22 protein-coding genes and 1 pseudogene are annotated in these 25,553 nt (G+C 63.7%); 10 read left to right on the forward strand and 13 right to left on the reverse strand.

Annotated elements, in window-relative coordinates; translation table 11 throughout:
- From AB4Z43_RS10330 to AB4Z43_RS10340, 3 genes are all read left to right on the forward strand, one after another.
- Positions 1 to 1,743, forward strand: a complete 1,743-nt coding sequence (locus AB4Z43_RS10330; protein WP_441937749.1) for a hydantoinase B/oxoprolinase family protein — start codon at positions 1 to 3, stop codon at positions 1,741 to 1,743.
- Positions 1,744 to 1,867: 124 nt separating this feature from the next.
- Entirely contained in the window at positions 1,868 to 2,641 is a 774-nt protein-coding gene (locus AB4Z43_RS10335; RefSeq protein WP_441937289.1) for an ABC transporter substrate-binding protein, read from the forward strand.
- 54 nt (positions 2,642 to 2,695) lie between these two features.
- Positions 2,696 to 3,826 (forward strand): aminomethyltransferase family protein, encoded by a 1,131-nt coding sequence (locus AB4Z43_RS10340; protein ID WP_441937291.1) that lies wholly within the window; start codon positions 2,696 to 2,698, stop codon positions 3,824 to 3,826.
- A 422-nt stretch (positions 3,827 to 4,248) separates the two neighbouring features.
- Here AB4Z43_RS10340 and AB4Z43_RS10345 read toward each other — a convergent pair whose 3' ends face one another.
- The 3 genes from AB4Z43_RS10345 to AB4Z43_RS10355 all read right to left on the reverse strand — a co-directional run bounded on the left by AB4Z43_RS10345 (position 4,249) and on the right by AB4Z43_RS10355 (position 6,930).
- On the reverse strand, positions 4,249 to 4,905 hold the full coding sequence (locus AB4Z43_RS10345; RefSeq protein ID WP_441937292.1) for a methionine ABC transporter permease: 657 nt from the start codon (positions 4,903 to 4,905) through the stop codon (positions 4,249 to 4,251).
- Positions 4,886 to 5,983 (reverse strand): methionine ABC transporter ATP-binding protein, encoded by a 1,098-nt coding sequence (locus tag AB4Z43_RS10350; RefSeq protein WP_441937294.1) that lies wholly within the window; start codon positions 5,981 to 5,983, stop codon positions 4,886 to 4,888. The genes AB4Z43_RS10345 and AB4Z43_RS10350 overlap by 20 nt, the downstream gene beginning before the upstream one ends.
- Positions 5,984 to 6,075: 92 nt before the next feature.
- A complete protein-coding gene (locus tag AB4Z43_RS10355) occupies positions 6,076 to 6,930 on the reverse strand; it encodes a MetQ/NlpA family lipoprotein (protein WP_441937296.1) in 855 nt (284 codons plus the stop codon).
- 248 nt (positions 6,931 to 7,178) lie between these two features.
- Between AB4Z43_RS10355 and hpaR the strand changes: the two genes are divergently transcribed.
- Both hpaR and AB4Z43_RS10365 read left to right on the forward strand, forming a co-directional pair.
- Positions 7,179 to 7,682, forward strand: coding sequence for a homoprotocatechuate degradation operon regulator HpaR (gene hpaR / locus AB4Z43_RS10360; RefSeq protein ID WP_010912713.1), 504 nt, complete (start codon positions 7,179 to 7,181; stop codon positions 7,680 to 7,682).
- 45 nt (positions 7,683 to 7,727) lie between these two features.
- A pseudogene (locus AB4Z43_RS10365) lies at positions 7,728 to 8,021 on the forward strand (helix-turn-helix domain-containing protein); the annotation flags it as partial.
- A gap of 11 nt (positions 8,022 to 8,032) precedes the next feature.
- Here the strand turns inward: AB4Z43_RS10365 and AB4Z43_RS10370 are convergent.
- The 3 genes from AB4Z43_RS10370 to AB4Z43_RS10380 are packed head-to-tail and all read right to left on the reverse strand — an operon-like array spanning position 8,033 to position 12,864.
- Positions 8,033 to 10,690 (reverse strand): glycoside hydrolase family 99-like domain-containing protein, encoded by a 2,658-nt coding sequence (locus AB4Z43_RS10370; RefSeq protein WP_441937298.1) that lies wholly within the window; start codon positions 10,688 to 10,690, stop codon positions 8,033 to 8,035.
- Positions 10,683 to 11,966 carry a rhamnan synthesis F family protein gene (locus AB4Z43_RS10375; protein ID WP_441937300.1) on the reverse strand — a complete coding sequence of 428 codons (1,284 nt, stop codon included), beginning with the start codon at positions 11,964 to 11,966 and terminating at the stop codon, positions 10,683 to 10,685. The genes AB4Z43_RS10370 and AB4Z43_RS10375 overlap by 8 nt, the downstream gene beginning before the upstream one ends.
- Before the next feature lie 22 nt (positions 11,967 to 11,988).
- Positions 11,989 to 12,864, reverse strand: coding sequence for a glycosyltransferase family 2 protein (locus AB4Z43_RS10380; protein WP_032920834.1), 876 nt, complete (start codon positions 12,862 to 12,864; stop codon positions 11,989 to 11,991).
- 372 nt (positions 12,865 to 13,236) lie between these two features.
- Between AB4Z43_RS10380 and AB4Z43_RS10385 the strand changes: the two genes are divergently transcribed.
- The 5 genes from AB4Z43_RS10385 to AB4Z43_RS10405 are packed head-to-tail and all read left to right on the forward strand — an operon-like array spanning position 13,237 to position 17,829.
- A complete protein-coding gene (locus AB4Z43_RS10385) occupies positions 13,237 to 14,445 on the forward strand; it encodes an ABC transporter substrate-binding protein (RefSeq protein WP_441937302.1) in 1,209 nt (402 codons plus the stop codon).
- A 12-nt stretch (positions 14,446 to 14,457) separates the two neighbouring features.
- Positions 14,458 to 15,237 (forward strand): ABC transporter ATP-binding protein, encoded by a 780-nt coding sequence (locus AB4Z43_RS10390; RefSeq protein ID WP_038651124.1) that lies wholly within the window; start codon positions 14,458 to 14,460, stop codon positions 15,235 to 15,237.
- A complete protein-coding gene (locus AB4Z43_RS10395; RefSeq protein WP_064985307.1) occupies positions 15,230 to 15,940 on the forward strand; it encodes an ABC transporter ATP-binding protein in 711 nt (236 codons plus the stop codon). The genes AB4Z43_RS10390 and AB4Z43_RS10395 overlap by 8 nt, the downstream gene beginning before the upstream one ends.
- 7 nt (positions 15,941 to 15,947) lie before the next feature.
- Positions 15,948 to 16,835: a branched-chain amino acid ABC transporter permease gene (locus AB4Z43_RS10400; protein WP_441937304.1), complete on the forward strand. Its 888-nt coding sequence runs from the start codon at positions 15,948 to 15,950 to the stop codon at positions 16,833 to 16,835.
- 22 nt (positions 16,836 to 16,857) lie between these two features.
- Positions 16,858 to 17,829: a branched-chain amino acid ABC transporter permease gene (locus AB4Z43_RS10405; RefSeq protein ID WP_441937751.1), complete on the forward strand. Its 972-nt coding sequence runs from the start codon at positions 16,858 to 16,860 to the stop codon at positions 17,827 to 17,829.
- A 76-nt stretch (positions 17,830 to 17,905) separates the two neighbouring features.
- Here AB4Z43_RS10405 and AB4Z43_RS10410 read toward each other — a convergent pair whose 3' ends face one another.
- The 7 genes from AB4Z43_RS10410 to AB4Z43_RS10440 form a co-directional block, all read right to left on the reverse strand.
- Positions 17,906 to 18,298, reverse strand: a complete 393-nt coding sequence (locus AB4Z43_RS10410) for a lysozyme inhibitor LprI family protein (RefSeq protein WP_441937306.1) — start codon at positions 18,296 to 18,298, stop codon at positions 17,906 to 17,908.
- Positions 18,299 to 18,442: 144 nt separating this feature from the next.
- Complete coding sequence (locus AB4Z43_RS10415) at positions 18,443 to 19,423, reverse strand: 2-dehydropantoate 2-reductase (protein WP_441937308.1); 981 nt, start codon at positions 19,421 to 19,423, stop codon at positions 18,443 to 18,445.
- A gap of 2 nt (positions 19,424 to 19,425) precedes the next feature.
- The gene (locus AB4Z43_RS10420) at positions 19,426 to 20,946 is read right to left on the reverse strand and encodes an acyl--CoA ligase (protein ID WP_441937309.1); all 1,521 of its coding nucleotides are present in this window, start codon (positions 20,944 to 20,946) and stop codon (positions 19,426 to 19,428) included.
- A 66-nt stretch (positions 20,947 to 21,012) separates the two neighbouring features.
- On the reverse strand, positions 21,013 to 22,599 hold the full coding sequence (ggt, locus tag AB4Z43_RS10425) for a gamma-glutamyltransferase (RefSeq protein WP_441937311.1): 1,587 nt from the start codon (positions 22,597 to 22,599) through the stop codon (positions 21,013 to 21,015).
- Positions 22,600 to 22,630: 31 nt separating this feature from the next.
- On the reverse strand, positions 22,631 to 23,431 hold the full coding sequence (locus tag AB4Z43_RS10430) for an ABC transporter permease (RefSeq protein WP_202361139.1): 801 nt from the start codon (positions 23,429 to 23,431) through the stop codon (positions 22,631 to 22,633).
- A complete protein-coding gene (locus tag AB4Z43_RS10435; protein ID WP_019862413.1) occupies positions 23,428 to 24,351 on the reverse strand; it encodes an ABC transporter permease in 924 nt (307 codons plus the stop codon). The genes AB4Z43_RS10430 and AB4Z43_RS10435 overlap by 4 nt, the downstream gene beginning before the upstream one ends.
- Entirely contained in the window at positions 24,348 to 25,433 is a 1,086-nt protein-coding gene (locus tag AB4Z43_RS10440) for an ABC transporter ATP-binding protein (RefSeq protein ID WP_019862414.1), read from the reverse strand. Before AB4Z43_RS10440 ends, AB4Z43_RS10435 begins: the two co-directional genes overlap by 4 nt.
- Positions 25,434 to 25,553 lie beyond the last annotated feature (120 nt).

Here is a 25,553-nt window from a genome sequence, read left to right on the forward strand (position 1 = left end):
ATGGCAAAGCTCGACGCCATCACGCTTTCGGTCCTCCAGGCTGCCTTGCAGCAGGTCTGCGACGAGATGGACCTGACCTTCTCGCGCGCTGCCTTCTCGCCGGTCATTGCGGAAGCCAACGACCGCTCCGACGGCATCTATTCGGCCGTCGACGGCTCGCTGATCGCGCAAGGATCGCAAGGCCTGCCGGTGTTCGTCGGCGTCATGCAATATTCGACGAAAACGGTGATCGAGATGATCGCCGACGGCCGTTGCCTGGCCCCTGAGCCGGGCGACATCTATATCGTCAACGATCCCTATCTCGGCGGCACGCATCTGATGGATGTGCGCTTCGCCATGCCGGTCTACCGCGACGGCAAGATCTTCTGCTGGCTGTCCAACACCGGCCACTGGCCCGACATTGGCGGCTCGGTGCCGGGCGGCTTCTCCGCCTCCGCCACCGCGGTCGAGCAGGAAGGCCTGCGGCTGCCGCCGGTGAAACTGTTCAAGAAGGGCGTGCTCGATCCCGAAATCTACGCAATCATCTGCTCCAACATCCGCGTCGCCGACCAGCGCATCGGCGACATCAGGGCGCAGGCCGCGGCGCTGCTGATCGGCCAGGATCGGCTCAACGGGATCCTGGATCGTTACGGAGACGAAACTGTTGTCGAGGCGATCGCCGAACTGCGCCGCCGCGCCGCCGAGCAGATGCGCGCCAACATCACGGCCATTCCCGACGGCACCTATCGCTCGAAGGCCTTTGTCGATTCCGACGGGGTGGTCAACGAGCCGCTGACCATCGCGCTTGCGGTGGAGAAACAAGGCGACACGCTGACCTTCGATTTTACAGGTTCGTCCAGGCCTTGCGCCGGGCCGATGAACAGCGTGCTGGCGACGACCCTGTCGTCGGTCTATCTCGCCATGCGCCACATTTTCCCGGATGTGCCGATCAGCGCCGGCGCTTTCGAACCGTTGATCGTCAAGCGGCCGGAGGGCACCTTCCTCGACGCCAAATATCCGCGTCCGGTGTCGGGCTGCGCGGCGGAAGTCTCGCAGCGCATCGCCGAGGCGGTATTCGCGGCCATGGTGCAGGCATTGCCCGACAAGGTGACGGCCGCACCCGCCGGCTCCAGCGGCAATTTCGCGCTGGGCGGCAACGATCCGGCGCGCGGCCGCGATTACGTCATGTACCAGATCTCCGGCGGCGGTTATGGCGGCAATTCTGGCCATGACGGGCTGACCAATGGTTGCTCGACCATCGGCATCTCCAAATCGCCGCCGGTCGAGATCATGGAACAGGCCTTTCCGGTGCTCTATCGCCACTACGCCCTGCGCGAAGGCTCGGGCGGCGCCGGCAAGCATCGCGGCGGTTTCGGCCTCGCCTATGAGGTGGAGATCCTGCGCGGCGACGCGCGGGCCTCCTTCGTCATGGATCACGGCCGTTTCGGTCCGCAAGGCGCGCTCGGCGGCAAGGATGGCGAACCCAACAGCGTGACGGTCTTCCGTGGCGGCGTCGAACATGTGCCGCCGCATCTGTCCAAGGAGCAGGACATTCCGCTCAAGGCCGGCGACCGCGTGCGCGTCGGCACGCCGGGCGGTGGCGGCTATGGCGATCCGTTAGAGCGTGACGCCAATCTCGTGCTTCGCGACGTAGCGCTGGGGTACTACACCTCAGAGGAAGCCAGCGAGAAGTTCGGCGTGGTTCTGTCGGCGGGCGGTCTCACAATTGACCGCAAGGCGACGGACCGGCAGCGCGCCGGCTAACGCACTGCTATCCGCCACGGCGTGGATCGCTCACGGCGCCGTGATCGCCGCAGCGCATGTCGCTTCCGTCTCCGCCGCGCGAATGAAAGCCCGTAGACTTCTCCGGTCAACGGAGATCTGGAACATGCGTCTTTTCGGTCGTTTCGTGCTTGCCGCTTCCGTCGCCCTTACCCTTGCCAGCGGTGCCGCCAGCGCCCAGGACAAGCTCAGGATCGGCACCGAGGGCGCCTATCCGCCCTTCAACTACGCCAGTGCCGACGGCACGCTGGGCGGCTTCGACATCGATCTCGGCAAGGCGTTGTGTGCTGAGATGAAGGCCGAATGCGAATTCACCGTTCAGGATTTCGACGGCTCTATTCCGGCGCTGCAAGCCGGCAAGTTCGATGCCATCATCAACATCACCATTACGCCCGAGCGGGCGCAGAAGGTCGAGTTCACCCACAAATATTACCAGACGCCGCCGGCCATCGCCGTGCCGAAGGATTCGACCATCGCGGGCACCTCACCCGACGATTTGAAGGGCAAGGCGCTCGGCGTGCAGACCGCCACCATCCACCAGAAATTCGCCGAGCAGAAATATGCGGGCTCGACCGTCAAGGCCTACCCGACCGGCGACGATGCCCGCACCGACATGGCCAATGGCCGCCTCGACGCCATGATGGACGGCTCGATCATCCTGACCGAATGGCTGAAGAAGCCCGATGGCGCCTGCTGCAAGCTGCTCGGCACGCTGACGGCCGATCCGGCCATTCACGGACCCGGCGTCGGCATCGCCCTGCAGAAGGGCAACAAGGAACTTGCCGGTAAGTTCAATGCGGCGGTCGACGCCTTGCGCGCCAACGGCAAATACAAGGAAATCAACGACAAGTATTTTGCCTTCGACGTCTACGGCAACTGAGACCGGCAACCAATGCCTTCCGGCAGCGCCGCTTGGCGCTGCTGCTTTTCATGAATGATGGAGACCTTCTTGGCTGAGCGGCGTTCCCCCTTCTACAGCAGCATCGTCGGGCTCGGCGCGACCATGGGTCGGGTCGGCGGCGATTTCATCTCGGCCAAATATTATTCCGGCATCGCCGACGAGCACCTGAACACGCGCGCCAATGTCGGCGTGCAGGATCTCAGCACCATGGGCAAGATGGACATCAAGGGGCCGGAGGCCGAGGCGCTGGTCAACCATGTCATCGTCAACGACGCGGCGGCGATGAAGCCGGGCCAGGTCCGCTACTCCACGGTCTGCCGCGAGGATGGCGGCATCATGGACGACCTCACCGTGTTCCGGTTGGCGACTGAGCATTTCATGCTGGTCACCGGCTCGGTCAACCGGCTGAAGATGCTGCCCTGGCTGCAGCACCATGCCCAGGGCCGCAAGGCCTATGTCACCGACATCACCGCGGCGATAGCCTTCCCGACCATCCAGGGTCCGCGCTCGCGCGAACTGTTGAAGGCGATGATCTCGGATGCCGATCTGGACGGTCTCAAGCGCTGGGCGTTCACGTCGGGCCATGTCAATGGCACTCGCGTCCTGATCTCGCGCACCGGCGTCACCGGCGAGCTCGGCTTCGAACTCTTCGTGCCGGCCGACGAGGCGGCCTCCGTCTGGGATACGCTGATGCGGGCCGGCAAGGACTTCGGCCTGAAACCCTATGGCGTGCTGGCGATGTTCACGCTCGGCCTGGAAAAGGCCTATCCGGCGCATGGCATCGACATGGACGAGAGCCGCACGCCGTTCCATGTCGGCCTCGACCGCTGGATCAAGTTCGACAAGGGCGATTTCATCGGCCGCGAAGCGCTGCTCAAAATCCGCGACAAGGGCCTCGACGAGCGCTGGACGGGACTGATCCTCGACGGCGACAAACCGGCGGCGACGGACGCCAGGATCCTGGCCGATGGCGAGGATGCCGGCATCGTCACCTACAGCGACCACGGCTACTCTCTCGGCAGGGTGCTGGCCACCGCGCATCTGCGCTTGCCGTTCACGGCGGTCGGTACCGAACTCAGCATCGACATTAATGGCGTGCCGACCCGCGCGGTCGTGGCGCCGATGCCGTTTTTCGATCCGGAGGGTATGAGGTTGAGGGGGTAGCCTGGCTTGCCTGAAATCGTTTTGGTTTCCCCTCCGGGTCCATGATATGATTTGCGAATGAAGGCTCCCAATTCAAGAATCGGCCGTACGGCCAAACTGGTCATTTTGTGCTCCGAGCATGCGCGGCGAAAAAATCAGCGCCGTGGAAGGCATGAAGTTGTCCCCCGTATGGGTGAAATACTTAGCCAGGGCGTTCGATGCGGACTGTCCGGTGATGAGCGGCGTTCGCTCATCAAGGAGGAAATCCGTAGGAAATAGTCCTAGAGCATTGTAGCGGTCATCAGTCGGCGCTGCCCCTCACCTGCCTGCCGGCATCCTCTCCCCGTATAGTGACGGGGAGAGATGTCCGGCAGGACAGTGAGGGGAGGCGCCAACGGTAAGATTGTTCGTGAAAGGTCCGGCAGATGTGAATGTTAGCCGGCTCACCCCCGCCGATCCAGCCGCGCCACCAATCGATCCCCCGCCCACTGGATTCCACACACCAGGATGATCAGCACGATCACCACCGCCACCATCACCGAGGTCTCGAAGCGCTGGTAGCCATAGCGGATGGCGAGGTTGCCGAGGCCGCCGGCGCCGATGGCGCCGGCCATGGCCGAGGCGCCGATCAGCGTCACCAGCGTTACCGTGAAGCCGGCGACGATGCCAGGCAGCGCCTCGGGCACAAGCACCTCGCGGATGATCGTCCAGCGGTTGCCGCCCATGGCCCGCGCCGCTTCGATCAGCCCGTGGTCGACCTCGCGCAGCGACACTTCGGCGATGCGGGCGTAATAGGGCGTGGCGGCGATCGACAGCGGCACGATCGCCGCCCAGGTGCCGATCGAGGTGCCGACGATCAGCCGCGTCAGCGGGATCAGCGCCACCAGAAGGATGATGAACGGCACCGACCGGAAGCCGTTGATGATTGCGCCGAGCACGCGGTTCACCCACAGGTTTTCGGCGATCCCGCCGCGTTCGGTTGATATCAAGGCCAGCCCAAGCGGCAGGCCGAAGACCAGCGAGATCAGGCCGGAGGCGGCCGTCATCAGCACCGTCTCCCAGATCGAACGCAGCAGAAGCTCAAACAGGATTGGCGACATGGCCAAGCACCTCCACCCGCGCCTGGCGGGCCTTCAGGAATGTGATGACGGCAGCGAGATGGCTCGCATCGCTGCCGGGAACGGAGAGAAACAGCGTCCCGATCGGCTGCTGCTGGATATGGTAGATGCCGCCATGGACGAGGCGGAAGGCGCCCGGAACAGAAGTGGCAAGGTCGGACAGCAATGGTCCACGTGCGACCTCGCCAGCCACATCGATACGCAGGATCGTCTCCGCGCCGGAAGCCGGCAGCAGCCGCGCCGTCAGTTCGGCCGGCAGTTGCGGCCGGATGGCGCCGAGCAGGCTTTTGGTGATGTCCGATTGCGGGTCGGCGAACACCGACCAGACCGGCCCCTCCTCGACGATGCGCCCGGCATCGATCACCGCCACACGGTCGGCGATCGAGCGGATCACCTCCATCTCATGGGTGATCAGCAGAATGGTCAGGCCAAGCTGCCGGTTGATGTCTTTCAGCAGCGCCAGGATCGAGCGCGTCGTCTCCGGGTCGAGCGCCGAAGTTGCTTCGTCCGACAACAGCAGCGCCGGGCGCGCGGCCAGCGCCCGGGCGATGCCGACGCGCTGCTTCTGGCCGCCTGACAGCGATGCCGGATAGGCCCGGGCTTTCTCCGACAGGGCAACAAGTTCAAGCAGCTCCGCCGCCCGCGCCAGCCGCTCGGCCTTCGGACGGCCCTCGATCTTCAGCGGCAGCGCCACATTGTCCTCGACCGTCTTGGCCGACAAAAGGTTGAAGTGCTGGAAGATCATGCCGATGCGTCGGCGCAGCGGCTGCAGGTCACGCTCGCCGAGCTGGCTGATCTCGCGACCCTCGATGAACACCTCGCCGGAATCGGGCCGCTCCAGCCCGTTCAGGCAGCGGATAAGCGTCGATTTGCCGGCGCCGCTGCGGCCGATAATGCCAAGGATCTCGCCCTTGCGCACCGTCAGCGAGATGCCGTCGATCGCCGGCGTGGCGCCAAAGTGGCGCTTCAGGTCGACAAGGCGCACCACGTCTTGCGACGCGTCGGGTCTCGCGTGGTTCGGATCGGCGATCGCCTGGGATGCCGTGATATGCTGGTTCATGCGTGTTCCTGCTCTCGCCATCCGAAAATGCAAGTGCGGCCCGCGCTCAGGCGCGGACCGCATTGCTCTCGAACCGGGCGTCCGGTCGCGGATCAATAGGCGCTGAGGCCGGTGCCCTTGTAGACCTTGTCGAACTCGGCCTTGACCGCGTCGTTCTGGTACGAGGCCACCAGCGTCTTCACCCAGGCGTCGTTTTCATTGCCGACCTTGACCGCGATGAAGTTGCGGTACGGATTGTCGGCAATGGGTTCCTGCGCGATGCGGTTTTCCGGCGTCAGGCCGCTCTTCAGCGCCCAGTCGGTATTGACCACGGCGGCGTCGAGATCCTCGACCGAGCGGCCGACGATGCCGGCATCAAGTTCCTTGATCTCGACCTTCTTGGGGTTCTCCGCAATGTCGGCGGTGGTGGTCAGAATGTCGGTACCGTCCTTCAGCTTGATCACGCCCTCGTTCTGCAGCACGCGCAGCGCCCGGCCTTCATTGGACGGGTCGTTCGGCACGCCGATGACAGCGCCTCCCGGCAGGTCGGCGACCGCCTTGTACTTCTTGGAGTAAAGGCCGATCGGCCAGACCCAGGTATAGCCGACGCCCACGATGTGATAGCCTTGAGTCTTTATCTGGTTGTCGAGATAGGGCTGGTGCTGGAAGGCGTTGGCGTCGATCTCGCCGCGCTCGAGCGCTTCGTTGGGCTGCGTGTAATCGTTGAACACCACGGTCTCGATGGTCAGGCCCTTCTCGGCGGCCTGGGCGACCACGATGCGCCAGACATCCTCGTCCTCGCCGCTGATGATGCCGACCTTGATCGCCTTCTTGTCCTCGGCGAAGGACGCATGCGGTGCCATCAGGCTGCCGACCGCGACGGCCGAGGCGAACAGCAGAGCAAGGCCGCCGCGCCGGTTGAGGGTTGACCAAAGGGACGAGGGCAAAGTGTTGTTGACGTCGGACATGATTGATCTCTGCGGTTGTGAAGTCATGGCAGCAAGGCGGATTGCCCAGGCTTGGTCACATCGTCAGAAATTCTATCGATTTTATCAAAGAACGTGTTTCGCCGTTCTCGGCAAAGCCGGGAATATTCTCTCAAAAATTTGAAGGGCCGGAGCACAAGACGGCACCGGACCGACCATGGCGCCAGCACGCCGCGATCCGGGGACATCGGAAGTCAAGCCTTGCATCAGGCCTGAGGCGACGATACGGGATGAAGGTGACCGGCTTTAGGGCTAGCGCTCGGCAAAGCCTGCCGATTGCAAGCCTGCGCTGGAGAGAATTTCACTTGCTGCCCGAGAACACCCGCCGCTCCTTACCAATGGCGCTGCTTCATGCTCGCGAAGTGGTGATGGCGCGGTTTCGCCCGATGCTCGCCGCGCATGACGTCACCGAGCAGCAATGGCGTGTGCTGCGCGTGCTGAGTGAGGCCGGCCCGGTCGAGGCGACCGAGCTCGCCGATCGTGCATCGGTGCTGCCGCCCAGCCTGACGCGCATCATCAAGGCGCTCGAGGGCCGAAGGTTCATCACCCGCAACAAGGCGGAAGGCGACGGCCGCCGCGTCGTGCTGACCATCGCCCCGGCCGGTTCCGCCCTGATCGACGCCCTGTCGCCCGAGCGCCGCGTCATCTACGACGACATCGAGCGGCGGCTTGGGCATGAGAAGCTAGAGCAGCTGCTCGATCTCCTGGAGGGTCTGATCGAGGGTGAGAGCTGAGGCGTTCGGTTCGTCGCGGCAGAACTTTCCACGGTCATGCGCATTTTCCGCGATAACTGGCCGGTCGACCGCTACGTCGAGACGCTGGCCACGACGCCGCATCTTCTCGACAAGGCCGCGCGGATGTTGCTGGGCAGCGGCGTCAAGCGCGTCGTCAGCGAACGGCGGTTGCTGGAAGCCAAGCGGCTCTTGCTGTTCACCGTGCGCATGGTCGAAGACATCGCCTACGAGATCGGCTTCGACGACCCCGCCTATTTCCCAAGGTTCTTCCACGGACGCGTCGGCGAAGCGCCTGCCGCCTGGCGGCGGAAGCAGTTGCACGGCGCTGATCGTACATAGGCGGGCATAATTTAGTTAGGCACGATGATCGGAACCGCGGGCGTCTGGCCTGCAACCTTCCGCATGGTCGACAGCAGGCGCGGAAAGACCTGGTCGGTGGAAAAATGCCGCCGCGCCTTGGCGCCCGCCTGCCTGCCGAGCTGCATCCGCAACGGCTGGTTCCGGATCAGTTTCAGCGTGGCATCGGCCATGGCGGCCGGATCGACCCGTTCGACGATGATGCCGGCATCGTCCTCGACGAAATCCGGCGCCCCGCCGCTGCCTGCGAAGCAGATCACCGGCAACTCGGCGAATGCCGCCTCCAGCATGACGCGGCCGAACGGCTCTTCGCGGGATGTCAGAAGAAACAGATCGGCAGCCCGAAGATAGCCGCTCACATCGTCGACATCGCCCAGAAATGTAACTTTTTCGTCCAACCCGTCCGCCCGCATCCGGTCGAGGTGCTGCGACCAGGTGCCGAGAACCTCATCCCGTTCCCGCTCCGGAAACGAGCCGAGCCAGTAGAAATGATAGTCCTCAATCCCCCGCGCCCGAAGAATTCGGGCCACCTCGATAAACAGGTCGGCACCCTTGCGGAATGGCATTGCGAGGCCGGATCCCAGGACGATGGTCTTGTCCACGGGCCAGCCGGCCAGCCGGCGACGTTCAAGACGCTGGATTTCCATCTGACCGGGATCGGCGCCGGGCTGCGGAACCGCGCTTGGAATGACGTCGATGGCGTTCGTTTCGACCTTGTGCTCGGCCACCAGGTAGTCCCGGACGCTTGGCGAGCACGCAACGAATCTCCGCGTGTGGGAAACGACATCCTCCATATCGTACTTGGCATATCGGGCGACGCTCGCTGCCAATTCCCTGGCATGCGTCAGGATAGGAATGTCCAGTTCACCAAGCAGAGCATGCACACGGCCGGTGGCCAGGCTGTTGCAATAGATCAGGTCCGGTCTGCCACCGTACCAATCGGCGATGCGGGCCAGCTTCGTGGCGGTCGTCTCGGTCGGCGAAACCAGATCGTCCAGAAGGGCGGTATCGACGATGCGTCGAAACTGTTCGAGCCGTTCACCGCCTGCCAGGCACAGCACCTTGACCTCTAGCTCCGTGTGCGATTGCAGCCATTGGACGATGTCGATCAACGAAGCCTGCGCCCCACCGAGAGCCGCATCGTGCGAAACGAACAAAACGCGCCAGGACGCATCCCCGGGGAATTTACCGGCCGCTGACGGAGCCGACAGGACGTTCCGCGTCTCTTGCAGATAGGCATATCCATAGCGGGCGTCGGGCTCGAGATAGGCTCCCTCCGCCCACTCGTTCCAGGCATTGACGAAGATCAGGCGGCTGTCGAAATCGGCGAAACGATCGCACGTATCGGCGACCGCGTTGGCGAGCCATTCTGCGTAGCGCGACGGTGATGCGTTCATCAGAATGTGGGCTGCCTCCATTCTCCGTGCGGTGTTGTCCCAGGAAGGGCAAAGTCCGCGAAACAGCGTGTAGGGAACCTGTGGGTAGGCGCGGCTGCGATTGAGGAGCTCCGTCCAGTCGAAGATCTTTCCCCTGAAGCCGCTCTTGAGCGTTGGAATTCTGTCGCTGATCTCGCGAAATTTCCCAAGATTCGGTGGAAATTCGACGGCAGCGTCGAATCCGAATTTGGCGGGATCGTCCTTGTCGAACGACTGCGGATAGGCAAGAAAAATCTCGCCGATGCCGGCTTCCCGGCAATAGGCTCTCCAGCGTTGTGCTGTTTCAGCGGCTGACGGAAACAATCCGGGCCGGTAAATCATCAGGAGTGGCTTGCCGCCGATGCGGATGTATCGCCGGTCGCGAAAATAGCGGGATACATATTCGATGAAGGCCAGGTCGTCTTCGGGTGAATGCGATTGCGCAATCAGCACCTCCTGCTCGCGCCCATCCCAACGGCGGCTCCAGGGTTCATTTGCCCAATTGATGCAGAAGCCCAGTTCGTGCGCGTCATTTTCGACAAATTGTGTGATCGGCATCTCGAGGACGCGCTTGCCGTTGAACCAGTAGAAGTGAAAGCAGAACCCCGAGACGCCGTACTGAAGGGCAATCTCGATCTGTTCCTTCTGGATGTCCTTCACCCTCAGATCGTAGAAGCCGAGGTCCGCCGGCCGCCTGGGCTGATAATGATCGTCGAACTGCGGCGTCGCGCGTGTCACATTCGTCCATTCCGTGAAGCCCTTTCCCCAAAAGGCGTCATTTTCAGGAATCGGATGAAACTGTGGTAGGTAGAAGGCAATGAGGCGCGCCTTTAATGCGGCGGGTCGCCTCTCGTTGGATCGCGGCACGTAGGTGTCGGGTCTCTGGATGGCGCCGGCATTTGTGCCCGGAGCACGTCGGGGGCTGCGCCCCTCGCTCTTGCCGAAACGAATGTAGTGATCCAACGGATTCATCGACGCGGCGGCCACGTCGGGATTTTTCGCCAGATAGTATTCGTTGTCGAAGTCCGGACTCGGGTTTCGGGACTCCGAGACACCGTACCTGATGTAATGCAGGATCGGATCTTTCCCGCTCCGGGCTAAATCCGGATTTTGAACCATATACCACGACACATCGAACAGGCCGCTGGCCCGAATTCGTTGCCGCAGGCGAAATCTCTTCCATCGGCTTCTGCTGGTGAACGATCTTACAAAGATCAAAAATTCGGATCTATCCAATCGGGTCTGCCTCGCGGGAATCCGTCGTCATGTCACCATCCGAGGCAACGCCGATCTTTGTGCAGATCATTCCAAGAACACGCTCGAGGGCATGCTGCAAGGTGCCGTCTTGTTGGCCTGCCTCTTCGGGAAAGGCTGCCAAAGGCAGATCGAGCCATCGCAGTGGTTCCAGCGCGCTGCGACGGACCCAGAACATCGTCCCGGCAAAGAAATCGAGGCGAGAACTGGAAGGCATCCCCATAGCCTCCAGCAGATTGAGGGCCATCGCCCTGTTCTCGCCCCACGCAGCCTTCTCCCCCTTCCATTCGTTGGGCAGCCGAAAGCGTCTGGATCCAATCATCTGGGTGTCGGGAGAACGCTCGAAGTTGGCGATGATGCGGTCGACCACGCCGCGGGATCCGATCAGGTCGAACGCGCTCACCTGGCGCCAGATCTCGCCGAGAACCATGCGCGGCCCGCTCTGCCCCGACTTCTTGCCATGCAGCTTGCAGATAAGATCGAAGGGATCGAACTTTCCTTCGCGAAGCAATTGGATGAAAGGGCCGACGTCGCGGCCACGATTTTCGTAGACCGTGATCTCGGCACCCGGAAATCTTGCCTGAACGCGTTGCGCAAGTGCCGCGTCAGGCTGGGTCAGCGTGAGAAAGAGCTGGAATTGACGACCGGTTGCTTCCAGCAACGCCTCGAACTCGGGCCAGAGATCGGGGTAATGCAGGTGAAGCGCTACGGCAATCTTCGGCTCGACGGTGGGCCGGCGCTCGGGGGCCTCGGCTGGCGGACCATCAAAGTGCCGCGACAGGGTCTTCTGCAGATTGTCGCTTGCAGTGCCAAAGCCCCAACCGGCAAGACTGCCGAGCGCCCGGGCCAATTCACGCCCTTGCGATCCCGAGACGTGGAAAAGAGGCTGCAAGACCAGGCCTTCGCCAAGCGGCAGCTGAAATCGCTTGTGGCGACGGCGCCGACGCAGCAGCGCGCCAATATCCCCGATGGTTAAGGGCCTAACACGCGCCGCAACGACGTCGCCTCTATCAAATTGCAGCGCCAGGCCGCCTTCTCTGCTTGTGAGCAGATAGGACGTCCGCGTGGTGACCGGCACATAGACGGTCCTGTCCGCATGTCCGGGGCGGCGCACGTCGAGCCGGAGAAACGGCATCCACCTCTCTGTCGGCCGCAACTCGACGATATAGCGTCCCGGCGCGTGGATGTGGATTTCGCTCACGGCACTGCTTGGGTCGGCGTCGCTTTTTTGCGGCTCGCTGGACAGGACATCAGGCAAGGCGACCCTCGTGTCGGCAGCGTCAGGCGACATAGCCGCCGTTCCGATTCGCGCGCGATCGGTCAAGGATGCTGTCGAATATGCCAATCAGTCGGCCCAGGGAATTGATCAATCTGTTTCGATTAAGCGTCAGGCAATAGAAGCCAATTTTCGTCGAGTAACGGAGTATGTCCACAAACGGGCTATAGGCGATGCCGTATTTCTTGCGCAAGTGGATCTCCGATCGCATCTTCGAGCGATACCGGAAAATGCGCGACCGGGTTGATTGCGCAACCGACGTGCCAATGTCGTGGACAGCATGCGCGCCGCTGACAAGGATCATGGGTTCGTCACGCTGCAGCAGACGATATGAAAGGTCGTCATCTTCGAAATACAGGAAAATATCCTCGTCAAACCCGCCCGTATCGAGGAAGAGCGTTCGTTTGATCATAAACACGCCGCCATTGACGAAGCGGACGCAACAATCTCCCCAGACCTGCCGGATGCGTGTGGGCAGCGACACGCCGGAAAGGCGATCGATCTCGCTCTCCTCGCGAAACCAGAGCCGGCCATCCACCGTATTGGTGCGCGGCACGAAGACGCCGCAATTTGGATAGCGTTCAGCCGCCTGCATGAGCGCATCGACGGCGTCCGTCCCAAGACGCACGTCGGGGTTGACGAACAGCAGAAACTCCCCCGTCGCCGCCGCCGCCCCGATGTTGCAGGCGCGCCCGAAGCCGAGGTTTACAGGATTGTCGATACGATGAACGGCAAGGCCGGACAGCGCGGTGGAAAGATCGTCAGTACTTGCATTGTCGACGCATACGATCTCCACCCCTGGAGGCAGGCGAGCGAGCGCGCCCCGCACGGTATGCGCGCTGTTGTGCGTCACAGTAATGGCAGTTATCGACCTGTTCATTGCCAAAGCCACCCTGATACCTCAGTTGGCTTCCCCCGTGGAAAGGCTAGTGATCCGTACGCAATCTAAGCGTTGCGACTCCGGCGGTCGAGTCAATACTCCCGACTAAGTTCGTGGGCATGGACGCGCGGTCTCGCCAAGCCGCCGGTCACGGTTCACATGGTCTTCCTGCTTCCGAGGTTTCCGGCTGGCGTGATCGCCAATCGGCTTGACTGCCCTCGGGGCGGTAAACTCCCGGCGAGGAAGGGCTGCTTCGAACCAGAAATCCGCAACGGCCCCTTGCCGTTCATCCCCATCTTGCTCATGTTCAATACCGCTTGCTGGTGATCGTCCGGGGGGAACGGTCGGATTCATCATGGGAGGAAGTCGATAATGAAGGTATGCTATTTCGTTTCCGCCGCGCTTCTTGCCGCGGCCGCTATCCCCGCCTCGGCCGCCGAAATTTCCGACGGAAAAGTCAAGATCGGCATCCTCAATGATCAATCCGGCGTCTATGCCGATTTCGGCGGCAAATGGTCGGTCGAGGCGGCCAAGATGGCGGTCGAGGATTTCGGCGGCAAGGTACAGGGCGCGCCGATCGAGATCATCAGCGCCGACCATCAGAACAAGCCTGACATCGCCTCCAACATCGCGCGGCAATGGTACGACACCGAACAGGTCGATGCCATCATGGAGCTGACAACCTCATCGGTCGCGCTCGCCGTCCAGGGGATTTCCAAGGAAAAGAAGAAGATCGACATCGTTACCGGCGCGGCAACCACCGATCTCACCGGCAAGCAATGCTCGCCCTACGGCTTCCACTGGGCCTATGACACCCATTCGCAGGCGGTGGGAACTGGCGGCTCCCTCGTGCAGCAGGGCGGCGACAGCTGGTTCTTCGTCACCGTCGACTATGCGTTCGGCTATTCGCTCAAGGAGCAGACCGCCAAATTCGTCGAGAGCCACGGCGGCAAGGTGCTGGGCGAAGTGCGTTATCCCCTGGGGTCGACCGATTATTCATCCTTCCTCCTGCAGGCGCAGTCGTCGGGCGCCAAGGTCATCGGGCTGGCCAACGCCGGCCTCGACACGTCCAATTCCATCAAGCAGGCGGCTGAATTCGGCATTGTCCAGGGCGGCCAGCGCCTTGCGGCACTTCTGTTCACGCTGGCCGAGGTACATGGGTTGGGCCTTCAGGCCGCGCAGGGCGTCGTGCTGACCGAGGGCTATTACTGGGATCGCGACGACAAGAGCCGCGAATTCGGACAGCGCTTTTTCAAACGCACCAACCGCATGCCGAACATGATCCAGGCCGCGACCTATTCGGCGGTGACGCAGTATCTGAAGGCGATCGACAAGGCCGGCACCGACGAGACCGAGGCCGTCGCCAAGCAATTGCATTCGATGCCGGTTGACGACGCCGTGACGACCAACGGCAAGGTGCAGGCGGACGGCAACATGGTCCACGACATGTATCTCTACCAGGTCAAGGCGCCCAGCGAGAGCACCAAGGACTGGGACTATTACAAATATCTCGCAACCATCCCCGGCAACGAGGCCTTCCTGAGCGACAAGGAAAGCGGCTGTCCAACCGCGGCACAGTGATCGGCGCGGCCCGTGGCGCCGTCTGATCTCAACGCCGACGAGCCGCCGGTGGTGCTCTCCGCCCGCGGGCTGCGGCGCGATTTTGCCGGCTTCGTCGCCGTCAGGAATGTCGATCTCGACGTCCGCCATCGCAACATCCATGCGCTGATCGGGCCTAACGGCGCCGGCAAGACGACCGTTTTCAACCTGCTCACCAAGTTCCTGGCGCCGACCAGCGGCAGGATCGAACTGCTCGGCCACGACATCACCCGCACGCCACCGGCAAAGGTGGCGCGCATGGGGCTGGTGCGCTCGTTCCAGATATCGGCGATCTTTCCGCACCTTAGCGTGCTCGACAATGTGCGCGTCGCATTGCAGCGGCCGGGTGGGCTCGGCGTCCAGTTCTGGCGTTCCCTGGCGGCGCTCGATCGGCTGACGCCGCGAGCCGTCGAACTGTTGCGCTCCGTTGGTCTCGACGACGCCAGGAACAGGCTGGCCGGCGATCTTTCCTATGGAAGGAAGCGCGCGCTGGAGATCGCCACGACCCTGGCTCTCGACCCGAAGGTGCTGCTGTTGGACGAGCCGATGGCCGGCATGGGGCATGAGGACGTCGCCATGGTTTCCGACCTCATCCGTTCGGTGGCGAGCGAGCGCGCGGTGCTGATGGTCGAGCACAATCTGACTGTTGTCGCCGATCTCTGCGACTGGATAACCGTCATGCAGCGCGGCGAGGTGCTCGCCGCCGGCGACTACGCGACGGTCAGCCGCGACGAGCGGGTGAAGGTCGCTTACATGGGCACCGCCGATGACTAGTGCCGCCCCCCTGCTTGCGGTCCGCGGCCTCAATGCCTGGTATGGCGAGGGCCATGCGCTGCACGGCGTCGATCTGGAGGTGTTTGCCGGCGAGACGGTCACGCTGCTCGGCCGCAACGGCGTCGGCAAGACGACGACGTTGCGCGCCATCATGGGGCTGATCCGCACGCGGACCGGCGAGGTCGTTTTCGACGGCGCGGATCTGATGCGCCTGCCGCTGCACCGCACCGCGCATCAAGGCATCGGCTTCGTGCCGGAGGAGCGCGGCATTTTCGCGACGCTGACGGTCGACGAGAATCTGGTGCTGCCGCCGGTCGTCGCCGAGGGCGGCATGAGCGTCGCGGAGATATTCGACCTCTTCCCCAATCTGAAGGAGCGCCGCAACAGTCCCGGCACGAGGCTGTCGGGCGGCGAACAGCAGATGCTGGCGATCGCCCGCATGCTGCGAACCGGCGTCAAGATGCTGCTTCTCGATGAGCCGACCGAGGGCCTGGCTCCCGTCATCGTGCAGCGCATCGGCGAGTTGCTGGTGACGTTGAAGAAGCGCGGCATGACGATCCTGCTGGTCGAGCAGAATTTCCGCTTCGCCAGCCGTGTCGCCGATCGCTTCTACCTGATGGAGCACGGCAAGGTCGTCGCCGGGTTCCCGGTCGGCGAACTGACGAACCGCATGGGGCAGCTCCACGACGTTCTGGGTGTATGAGGACGCCATGACGATGATCTTCGGAATCCCCGTCCAGGCACTGCTTGGCCAATTGCTGGTGGGGCTGATCAACGGCTCCTTCTACGCCATGCTGAGCCTGGGTCTGGCCGTCATATTCGGCTTGCTGCGCGTCATCAATTTCGCCCATGGCGCCCAGTATATGCTCGGCGCCTTCGTCGGCTACCTGCTGCTGACCCATCTCGGCATCGGCTATTGGCCCGCGCTGATCCTCGCGCCGCTGATCGTCGGCCTCTTCGGCATCGTGGTCGAGCGCCTGGCGCTGTCGCGGCTTTACGACACCGATCCACTCTATGGCCTGCTTTTCACCTTCGGTCTCGCGCTCGTGCTCGAAGGCATATTCCGCTATTACTACGGCGTGTCGGGAAACCCCTACGCCGTGCCGCCGCTGCTTGCGGGCGGCACCAATCTCGGCTTCATGTTCCTGCCCAACTATCGCGGCTGGGTCGTGGTCGCCTCGCTGATCGTCTGCTTCGGAACCTGGGCGCTGATCGAGAAGACCAGGCTCGGCTCCTATCTGCGCGCGGCAACCGAGAATCCCCGTCTCGTCCAGGCCTTCGGCGTCAACGTACCGTTGCTGCTGACACTGACCTACGCCCTCGGTTCCGCCCTTGCCGGGCTTGCCGGCATTCTGGCCGCCCCCGTCTATCAGGTGAGCCCGCTGATGGGATCGGATCTCATCATCGTCGTCTTCGCGGTCGTCGTCATCGGTGGCATGGGGTCGATTCTTGGCGCGATCGTCACCGGCTACATGCTCGGCCTCGCCGAGGGCCTGACCAAGGTCTTCTATCCCGAGGCCTCCAACCTCGTGGTCTTCGTCATCATGGCGATCGTGCTTCTGGTCCGGCCGGCCGGCCTGTTCGGAAGGGATGCCTGACATGTCGGAAGGGACATCTGACATGGCCGGGCTGTCGCGTCGCGAGACATCAGCCGGAACCCCGGCATGGCTCGAATGGACGCTGGTCGGGCTTGGCATAGCGGCGCTGCTGGTAGCGCCCTTCCTGGTTTACCCGATCTTCCTGATGAAGATGCTGTGTTTCGCGCTGCTTGCCTGCGCGTTCAATCTCCTGCTCGGCTACACCGGCCTGCTGTCGTTCGGCCACGCCACCTTCTTTGGCGGCGCCGCCTATTTCACCGCGCATGCCGTCAAGGTGTGGGGCTGGCCGCCGGAAGCCGGCATCCTGTTCGGCATGGCGGGCGGCGCGCTGTTCGGCCTGGTCATGGGCTTCTTCGCCATTCGCCGGCAAGGCATCTATTTCGCCATGATCACCCTGGCGCTATCGCAGATGTTCTTCTTCTTCTGCGTGCAGGCGCCTTTCACCGAGGGTGAGGACGGCATTCAGGGCGTACCGCGCGGCATGCTGTTCGGTGTCCTCGACCTGAACGTCTCCCTGAATATGTATTACTTCGTGCTCGCGGTATTCCTGATCGGCGTTTTCGCCATCTGGCGCATCGTCAATTCACCCTTCGGCATGATCCTGCGCTCGATCCGGGAAAACGAGAGCCGCGCCATTTCGCTGGGCTATTCCGTCGCCAACTACAAGCTCGGCGCCTTCGTCATGTCGGCGGCGCTGGCCGGGCTGGCAGGCTCCCTCAAGGCGATCGTCTTCCAGTTCGCCACGCTCACCGACGTCACCTGGCAGATGTCGGGCGAGGTGATCCTGATGACGCTTCTGGGCGGCATCGGCACCATGGTCGGGCCGATTGTCGGCGCCAGCCTCGTCGTCGGACTGGAGAACAAGCTTGCCACCTCCGGTTTCCCGGTGACCATCGCCACCGGGCTGATCTTCATGGTGTGCGTGCTGGTCTTCCGGCGCGGCATTGTCGGCGAACTTTATGCGCGGCTTCTCAAGCGACAGGGCAAGCACTGATCAGTTCCAGATCGACCGGGCGCGATTGATCGGGCCACGCCAGGGTGCCGGCGAACGATGACCCCCGGTTGAGCGACTACGGGTTTTGCTGGACACGTTTTTCGAGTTCGGCCGTGCGCGCGCTCAAATCGTCCAATTCAAAGCTTTGAGATGTAAGGAAGGCGGCCGATCCGTTGTTCGGATCGGCGGCAAGACGATGCGCTTCCCGCAGATGATGTTTCAGCCAGGCGCGCTGCTCGCGCTGCAACCGGGCACGTTGAGGGCCTTGTTCGCGATGCATCAGCGTATTGTAAGCCGCGTTCAACCTGGCATCGAACTTGTCGATCTCGGTCTTCCCGCAATCCAGCATTTCCGACGTGGCGCCGCCGGACCGGTCGACGCACGCTTTCATTTCATCATCGCTCTGTGCCATCGCGGGATGAGCCGTTGTCATGGCCAGAATTCCGAGGAGGCAGGCATATCGGAGCATGGTGGCGGTTCCTTGAAACCAAAGGCTGGATGCGGGTCAGGGCATATCTGTTTCGGCCTGCCCATCTCGGACCGGCAACAAGGGCGGCCCACGATATGTTGGGCAGGGCGTGAGCACTTCAAGGTTCGGCCCGCCGTGCCCCCATCACCCGTAACACCCCCGCTCCACCGCCAGCCGGCGCACCAGTGCCAGCACCGCGTCGATGGTCGGCGTCGGCTTGTCCGTCAGCCGGCCAAGCTCCTGCACCGCGCTCACCAGCGCGTCGATTTCCATCGGTCGGCCCCGTTCCAGGTCCTGCAGCATCGAGGTTTTATGCTCGCCGACATCGCCGGCGCCCTTGATGCGGCGGTCGACCCCGATCGGAAAGCGCACGCCGAGGCTTTCGCCGATCGCTTGCGCCTCCAGCATCATCGTGCGGGCAAGCGCGCGGGTGCCGTCGTCGGCGACGATTGCGGCAAGCGTGGAGCCGGTCAGCGCCGAGATCGGGTTGAAGGAGAGATTGCCCCACAGCTTCACCCAGATTTCGCTGCGGATATCCTCGCGCACCGGCGCCTGCAGGCCGGCCTTGACCATTTCCTCCGCCAGTCGCGTCACCCGTTCGCTGCGTTCGCCCGAGGGTTCGCCGAGCGAGAACCGCTTGCCCTCGACATGGCGGATGAGGCCGGGCGCGTCGACCTCGACGGCGGGATAGACGACCGAGCCGATGACGCGCTCCGGCCCGATCCGCTGCCAGATCGCCCCTCCGGGATCGACCGCGCTCAGCCTTGTGCCTTCGAGCGGCCCGCCCAGTTGATGGAAATACCACCATGGCACGCCATTCTGCATGGTGACGACGGATGTGTGATCCCCGAGCAGCGGCGCGATCTGGTCAAGCGCCGGGGTCAGCGAATGGGCTTTCAGCGCCAGCACGACGATGTCCTGCACGCCGAGTTCCTCGGCCTTGGCGGCGGCTCTCACCGGCGCAACCGATTCCTCGCCGTCCTCGATCAGGCGCAGGCCGTTCGCCTGGATCGCTTCCAGATGCGCGCCGCGCGCGACGATCGACAGGTCGGTACGGCCGGCGAGCGCCAGCTTGGCGGCGAGATAGCCGCCGATGGCGCCGGCGCCGAAAATGGTCATCTTCATCGTCAAAGCCCGAGTTTGGCGGCGAGCCCGATGCGCTGCAGCTTGCCGGTCGCGCCCTTGGGGATCTCGTCCAGGATCAGGATCTTGCGCGGCACCTTGAAGTCGGCGAGCCGCGTGGCGGCATGGCTGCGGATGTCGCTTTCGGTGGCGCTCATACCTTCGCGCAGCACCACGGCCGCCGCCACCTCCTCGCCGAGCTTGTCATGCGGCATCGCGAAGGTGACGACCTGCGCCACCGCCGGATGGTCCATCAGCACGTCGTCGACCTCGAGCGGCGAGATCTTTTCGCCGCCGCGGTTGATGATCTCCTTGAGCCGGCCGGTGACGCGGAGATAGCCGTCCTGGTCGAGCACGCCCTGGTCACCGGTGTGGAACCAGCCATGCGCGAAGGCCGTGGCATTGGCCTCCGGGTTCTTCTCATAGCCTGCGGTGACATTGGGTCCGCGAATGACGATCTCGCCGGTCTCACCGGCTGTCAGCAGCCGGCCGTCCGGCGCCATCACCGCGACCTCCGGTCCGGCGCCGGCACCGACGCTGCCCGGCTTGCGCAGGCCCGGCGGCAGCCGGTTCGACGCCATCTGGTGGGCGGCCTCGGTCATCCCGTAGGATTCGATCACCGGGCAACCGAAGGTCGCTTCCAGTTCCCCCATCACTTGCGCCGGCAGCGATGCCGAGGACGAGCGGATGAAACGCAGGCGTGCCGCCGCCAGCACTTCCGCATTGCGCGCCGCACGCGGCAGGATCGCCTGGTGCATGGTCGGCACCGCCGTGTACCAGCTCGGCTTGGCATCGCCCAGCCACTGGAAGAAGCGCAGCGCGTTGAAACCCGGCGTGCAGTAGATGCTGCCGCCCGCCGCCAGCGACGACAGCACCGCCGCGATCAACCCATGGATGTGGAACAGCGGCATGATGTTGAGGCAGCGGTCGTCGGCGCTTAGGCCGAGCGTGGCGCCGATATGGGCTGCCGAGGCGGCGATATTGGCATGGCTGAGCGGCACCAGTTTTGGGCGCGATGTCGTGCCTGACGTGTGCAGCAGCAGCGCGATGTCGCCATCTCCTGCCATGTCGGGCGCCGCCTGCGGACCGATCGCCGCGCCCTCGATGGTGAAGGAGCCGGCAGGCGCGTCGGCTTGCACGACAAGCCTGAGCACGCCGATGCCGAGCCGTTCGGCGACCGCCACGGCCGGACCGCTTTCGGTCTCCGCGACAAGGATCGCCTTGGCGCCGATGTCGGTGAGGTAGAAATCGAGCTCGTCGGCGCGGTACGCAGGATTGAGCGGCGCCGTCGAGGCTGTCGCCGCCACCGCGACGAAGGCGGTGGCCATTTCCGGTCCGTTCGGCAGCACGATCGCCACCCGGTCGCCCCGGCCGATGCCGAGCGCATGCAGCCGCTCAGCGGTACCCGCGATCAGGCTGCGCAGCCCACCATGGGTCAGCGTCGCCCTGTCGGGCGCCAGGATCGCCGGTGCGTCGTCCGCGCCGGCGGCGAGACGATGGGAGAGGTCTTTTGAATTCGTGCTCATGGTCACCGACTATTGTTCCAATCTGTCAAAATCCAGCAGCGACACACAGTGTGAAGCCGGCGGCCATCAATATCCCAACGCCATGCCGTCCTTGCGCGGATCGGAAGCGCCGGTCAGCGTGCCTTTCTCCCAGTCGATCAGCACCGCCTGGCCGCCGCCGAGCGGCTGGTACGGCTCGACGACGCGATGGCCGCGCTCGCGCAAGCCTTCGATCGCAGCAGTGGGAACGCTGCGCTCCGCCTCCACGGTGTCATCATTGTAGAACACACGCGGCGCATCCAGCGCCTGCTGCGGGTCCATCCCGAAGTCGATCATGTTGGTCAGGAGATGGACATGGCCGAAAGGCTGGTAGCCGCCGCCCATGACGCCGAACGGCATCACCACGCGGCCATTCCTGGTCGCCATGCCCGGCATGATCGTGTGCATCGGCCGCTTGCCGGGCGCGATCGCGTTGGGGTGCGCCGGGTCGAGGCGGAAGCTCGATCCGCGGTTCTGCAGCACGACACCGCTCTTCGGCCCAACGACGCCACTGCCGAAAGAGTAATAGGTCGAGTTGATGAAGGAGACCGCGTTGCGGTCGCGGTCGACGATCGAGATGTAGACCGTGTCGCTGCCCGGCAGCTCCAGGCGCGGCAGATGCGTCATGGCGCGGTCGCGGTGGATTTCGGCGCGCAGCCGGTCGGCATAGGCGCCGGACAGAAGCTGCCGCACCGGCACGTGAACCTGGTCCTGGTCGCCGACGAAGCGGTCGCGGTCCTGATAGGCCAGCCGTCCGGCTTCGATCTCCAGATGCAGGCGCTCGGCGCCATTGGGGTCGAGGCCGCCGAGCTTGAAGCCGGACAGAACGTTCAGCATCAGCAGCGCCGTCAGCCCCTGATTGTTCGGCGGCATCTGGTGGATGTCATAGCCGCCATAGGCGGTGCTGACCGGCGCCACATAGTCGCCCTTGGTCGCGGCGAAATCCTCTTGGCTATGCAGCCCGCCCAGTTCATTGAGCCGGCGCACCATGTCGTCGGCAACGGCGCCTTCGTAGAAGCCGGCGCGGCCCTGCTTTGCGATCACACGCAAGGTGGCGGCGAGTTCGGGCTGGCGGTGGATGTCGCCGGCCTTCGGCGCCTGGCCGCCTGGCAGGAAGATGCGCGCGGCGTGTTCGTCGGCGGTAAGGTCGATCTCCGGGTCCGCCCAGTCGAAGGCGACGCGGTCATGCACGACATAGCCGTTCTCGGCATAGTGGATGGCCGGCGCCAGAACCTCGGCCAGGCTCTTGCGGCCATGGTCTTCCAGGAGCCGGCTCCAGGCATCGACGGCGCCCGGCACGGTCACCGCGTGAGGTCCCTGCTTAGGAAGCTCGTTGAAACCCTTGTCGAGGTACCAGTCGACGGTGGCCTTGGCGGGCGCGCGGCCCGAACCGTTGAAGGCCAGCACGTCGCCTTGTCCCTTCGGGCAGTAGAGGACAAAGCAATCGCCACCAATGCCGGTCGATTGCGGCTCGACCACGCCCTGCACGGCGGCGGCGCAGACGGCGGCGTCCATGGCGTTGCCGCCGGCACGCAGCATCTCGATCGCCGCCAGCGTCGACAGCGGGTGCGATGTCGCCGCGACCGCTTGCGTAGCACGAACCGGCGAGCGGCCGGGAAACTGGAAATCACGCATTGTCGTCTGGGTATCCCATGGTCTGATGAAATCAATGCCGCCGGCCGAAGATCTGCGCCACCGACAGGAGCAGGACGGAAAGCACGATCAGGCAGGTCGAGATGGCGGCGATGGTCGGGTCGATCTGGTCGCGCAGCGCGTTGAACATGCGCCGCGTCAGCGTGGTGGTCTCGCCGCCCGAGATGAACAGTGAAACCACCACTTCGTCGAAGGAGGTGATGAAGGCGAACAGCCCGCCCGAGACGATCGAGAAACGGATCTGCGGCATCGTCACCTGCCAGAAGGCCCCGATGCGCCCGGCGCCCAGGCTGCGCGCCACGCGCTCCTGGTTCATGTCGTAGGAGCGCAGGCCCGACAGCACGGTCAGCACCACCAGCGGCAAGGCCTGCACCGTATGCGCGATGACCAGGCCGGTCAGCGTGTTGTTGAGACCGATGCGGGCATAGAGGAAGAAGGTGCCGATGCCGATCAGGATCACCGGGATGATCAGCGATGCGGTGAGCAGCGCATTGATGGTGCCGTTGAAGCGCAGCGTGCCCCGGTTGATCGCATAGGCGGCGGCGGTGCCGAGCGGTGTCGCCACCAGCACGGTCATGACAGCCACCTTGACCGAGACGATGGTCGCATCACGCCATTCCACCGACTGAAAATAGGTTTCGTACCAGCGCAGCGACCATTGCTGCGGCGGGAACTGCAGCAGCGTCGAATCCGAAAATGACATGATGACGATGATCACCGACGGCGCGATCAGGAACAGCAGCACCAGGCCGCCCAGAGCGTAAAGCCACAGGCGTTGCCGATGCGAGATTGGCAGGCCGACATCTGCGCTCATCGCGAACTCCACACGCCGGTGGCGCGCGCGCCAAGCAGCCATTGGAACAGGCCGAGAAGCGCCAGCGTGACCACCAGCAGCACCACGCCGAGCGCGGCACCCGCGCCCCAGTTGGAATAGAGGCTGGTGGTCTGCTCCATGCGCATCGCCCACATGATCACCTTGCCGCCGCCCATCAGCGCCGGGGTGACGAAGAAGCCGAGACACAGCACGAAGACGATGACCACGCCCGAAGCAAGGCCGGGCAGCGACAGCGGAAAGAAGATCTGCCGGAAGGTTGCGACCGGACCGGCGCCGAGATTCATGCCGGCGCGCAGGCAGTCGGTGTCGATGGTCTTCATCGAGGCGTAGAGCGGCAGCACCAGGAACGGCAGCAGGATATGCGTCATGCCGATGACCACGCCGGACAGATTGTTGGCGAGCGACAGCGGCTGGCTGATCACGCCGAGGTCGATCAGCCAGCTGTTGATCAGGCCCTTGCGCTGCAGGATCACCAGCCAGGCATAGGTACGCACCAGCACCGACGTCCAGAACGGCAGGATCACGAAGATCAGGCAGATCGATGCCGCCCGGCGCGGCAGCTGCGACAGCATGTAGGCGAGGGGATAACCCAGCAGCACGCAGGCGCCGGTGACGATGAAGGCGACCTTGAAGGTGGTGACGAAGGTCTTGATGTAGGAGGCCTGCTCGAAGAAGCGCGCATAGTTGGATGTGCTGAAGGCGCCGGCCTCGTCGAACAGCGATAGCCAGAACAGCCAGCCGATCGGCACGATGATGATGGCGAAGACGAGGAACAGGCTCGGCGACAAAAGTGCCAGCAGCCGCAGCGACTCGCGCCGCGCGTCGGCGCGCAGCGCCTGCGCGTTGAGGTCCCGGCCCGCGCCGGCTGGTTCTCTCAGGAGGGCGGATGGCGCGCTCATCTTTCGGCCGCCACCAGGATGGTGTCCTGCGCATCGAGGCCGAGGCGGATCGGCTGGCCGGGCGCCGGCAGCCTGGCCAGCACATCGCTGCGGCAGTAGTCGCGCAGAGTCAGCTGGCGGCCGTCGCGCAGGACCGCGTAGCAGACGAAACTGTCGCCCTGGTAGATGATGTCGCCGACCGTGGCATCGAGCACATTGATGCCGCTCGACGGTTCGGCCGCCGTGACCAGCCGCAGCTTTTCCGGCCGCACCACCATCAGATGTTGGCCGGGGGCCGGTGCCGCCCCCGCCGTTTGGATGCGCCTGTCCTCATACCAGACCGAACCGTTGCGGCATTCGACCGGAATGAAATTCGATTCGCCGATGAAGCCGGCGACGAATTGCGTCTTCGGCGCGGCGTAGAGCGTCTCGGGCTTGTCGAGCTGCTCGATGCGTCCGGCATTCATCACCGCGATGCGGTCCGACATGGTGATGGCTTCGCGCTGGTCGTGCGTGACATAGACCGTCGTCATGCCAAGCCGCCGGTGCAGGGCGCGCAGCTCGATCTGCATATGCTCGCGCAAGCCTTTGTCCAACGCCGACAGGGGCTCGTCCATCAGCACGATGCGCGGTTCGAAGACAATGGCGCGCGCCAGCGCCACGCGCTGGCGCTGGCCGCCGGAAAGCTGGTCGACACGCCGTTCGCCTAGGCCCTTGAGCTTCACCAGTTCCAGTGCTTTTTCGACACGCTCGGCGGTCTCGGTGGCCGCCACGCCGCGCTGCTTCAGCGGAAAGGCGATGTTGTGAAAAACGTTCATATGCGGAAACAGCGCGTAGTTCTGGAACACCATGCCGATGTTGCGCCTATGCGGCGGCGTGGTGATGATCTCGTCGTCGCCGACCCGGATCGACCCTCCATCGGCCCGCACGAAACCTGCCAGGATCATCAGCAGCGTCGTCTTTCCGGAGCCGGAAGGCCCGAGCAGCGTCAGGAACTCGCCGGCCTCGACATCGAGGTTCAGGTCGCGCAGCACCGATACGCTGCCAAATCGTTTCTCGATCCGGCGCATGCTGATCGGCAGCGCGGATGGCGCAATGGACAAGATTCTTTTCTCCTTAGGGCAATTCCAGGAAAAGTGAGGAGCGGTTTTCCCTCAGGAATTGCGTAAAAACAAAGAGATAGAGTGGTTCGACGTTTCGGAGAAACGGTGAACTGCTCTGGG

The organism is Mesorhizobium sp. 2RAF45 (genome assembly GCF_052115225.1).
Taxonomy (GTDB): Bacteria; Pseudomonadota; Alphaproteobacteria; order Rhizobiales; family Rhizobiaceae; genus Mesorhizobium; species Mesorhizobium jarvisii.

Bases quoted from the DNA above. Each gene is read 5' to 3' on its own strand.
- AB4Z43_RS10430 (WP_202361139.1), bottom strand. From the start codon at position 23,431: ATGAGCGCAGATGTCGGCCTGCCAATCTCGCATCGGCAACGCCTGTGG.
- AB4Z43_RS10420 (WP_441937309.1), bottom strand. From the start codon at position 20,946: ATGAGCACGAATTCAAAAGACCTCTCCCATCGTCTCGCCGCCGGCGCG.
- AB4Z43_RS10395 (WP_064985307.1), top strand. From the start codon at position 15,230: ATGACTAGTGCCGCCCCCCTGCTTGCGGTCCGCGGCCTCAATGCCTGG.
- AB4Z43_RS10350 (WP_441937294.1), bottom strand. From the start codon at position 5,983: ATGAACCAGCATATCACGGCATCCCAGGCGATCGCCGATCCGAACCAC.
- AB4Z43_RS10335 (WP_441937289.1), top strand. From the start codon at position 1,868: ATGCGTCTTTTCGGTCGTTTCGTGCTTGCCGCTTCCGTCGCCCTTACC.
- AB4Z43_RS10410 (WP_441937306.1), bottom strand. From the start codon at position 18,298: ATGCTCCGATATGCCTGCCTCCTCGGAATTCTGGCCATGACAACGGCT.
- AB4Z43_RS10400 (WP_441937304.1), top strand. From the start codon at position 15,948: ATGACGATGATCTTCGGAATCCCCGTCCAGGCACTGCTTGGCCAATTG.
- AB4Z43_RS10380 (WP_032920834.1), bottom strand. From the start codon at position 12,864: ATGAACAGGTCGATAACTGCCATTACTGTGACGCACAACAGCGCGCAT.
- AB4Z43_RS10405 (WP_441937751.1), top strand. From the start codon at position 16,858: ATGGCCGGGCTGTCGCGTCGCGAGACATCAGCCGGAACCCCGGCATGG.
- ggt (WP_441937311.1), bottom strand. From the start codon at position 22,599: ATGCGTGATTTCCAGTTTCCCGGCCGCTCGCCGGTTCGTGCTACGCAA.
- hpaR (WP_010912713.1), top strand. From the start codon at position 7,179: ATGAAGGTGACCGGCTTTAGGGCTAGCGCTCGGCAAAGCCTGCCGATT.
- AB4Z43_RS10355 (WP_441937296.1), bottom strand. From the start codon at position 6,930: ATGTCCGACGTCAACAACACTTTGCCCTCGTCCCTTTGGTCAACCCTC.
- AB4Z43_RS10435 (WP_019862413.1), bottom strand. From the start codon at position 24,351: ATGAGCGCGCCATCCGCCCTCCTGAGAGAACCAGCCGGCGCGGGCCGG.
- AB4Z43_RS10385 (WP_441937302.1), top strand. From the start codon at position 13,237: ATGAAGGTATGCTATTTCGTTTCCGCCGCGCTTCTTGCCGCGGCCGCT.
- AB4Z43_RS10345 (WP_441937292.1), bottom strand. From the start codon at position 4,905: ATGTCGCCAATCCTGTTTGAGCTTCTGCTGCGTTCGATCTGGGAGACG.
- AB4Z43_RS10340 (WP_441937291.1), top strand. From the start codon at position 2,696: ATGATGGAGACCTTCTTGGCTGAGCGGCGTTCCCCCTTCTACAGCAGC.
- AB4Z43_RS10330 (WP_441937749.1), top strand. From the start codon at position 1: ATGGCAAAGCTCGACGCCATCACGCTTTCGGTCCTCCAGGCTGCCTTG.
- AB4Z43_RS10415 (WP_441937308.1), bottom strand. From the start codon at position 19,423: ATGAAGATGACCATTTTCGGCGCCGGCGCCATCGGCGGCTATCTCGCC.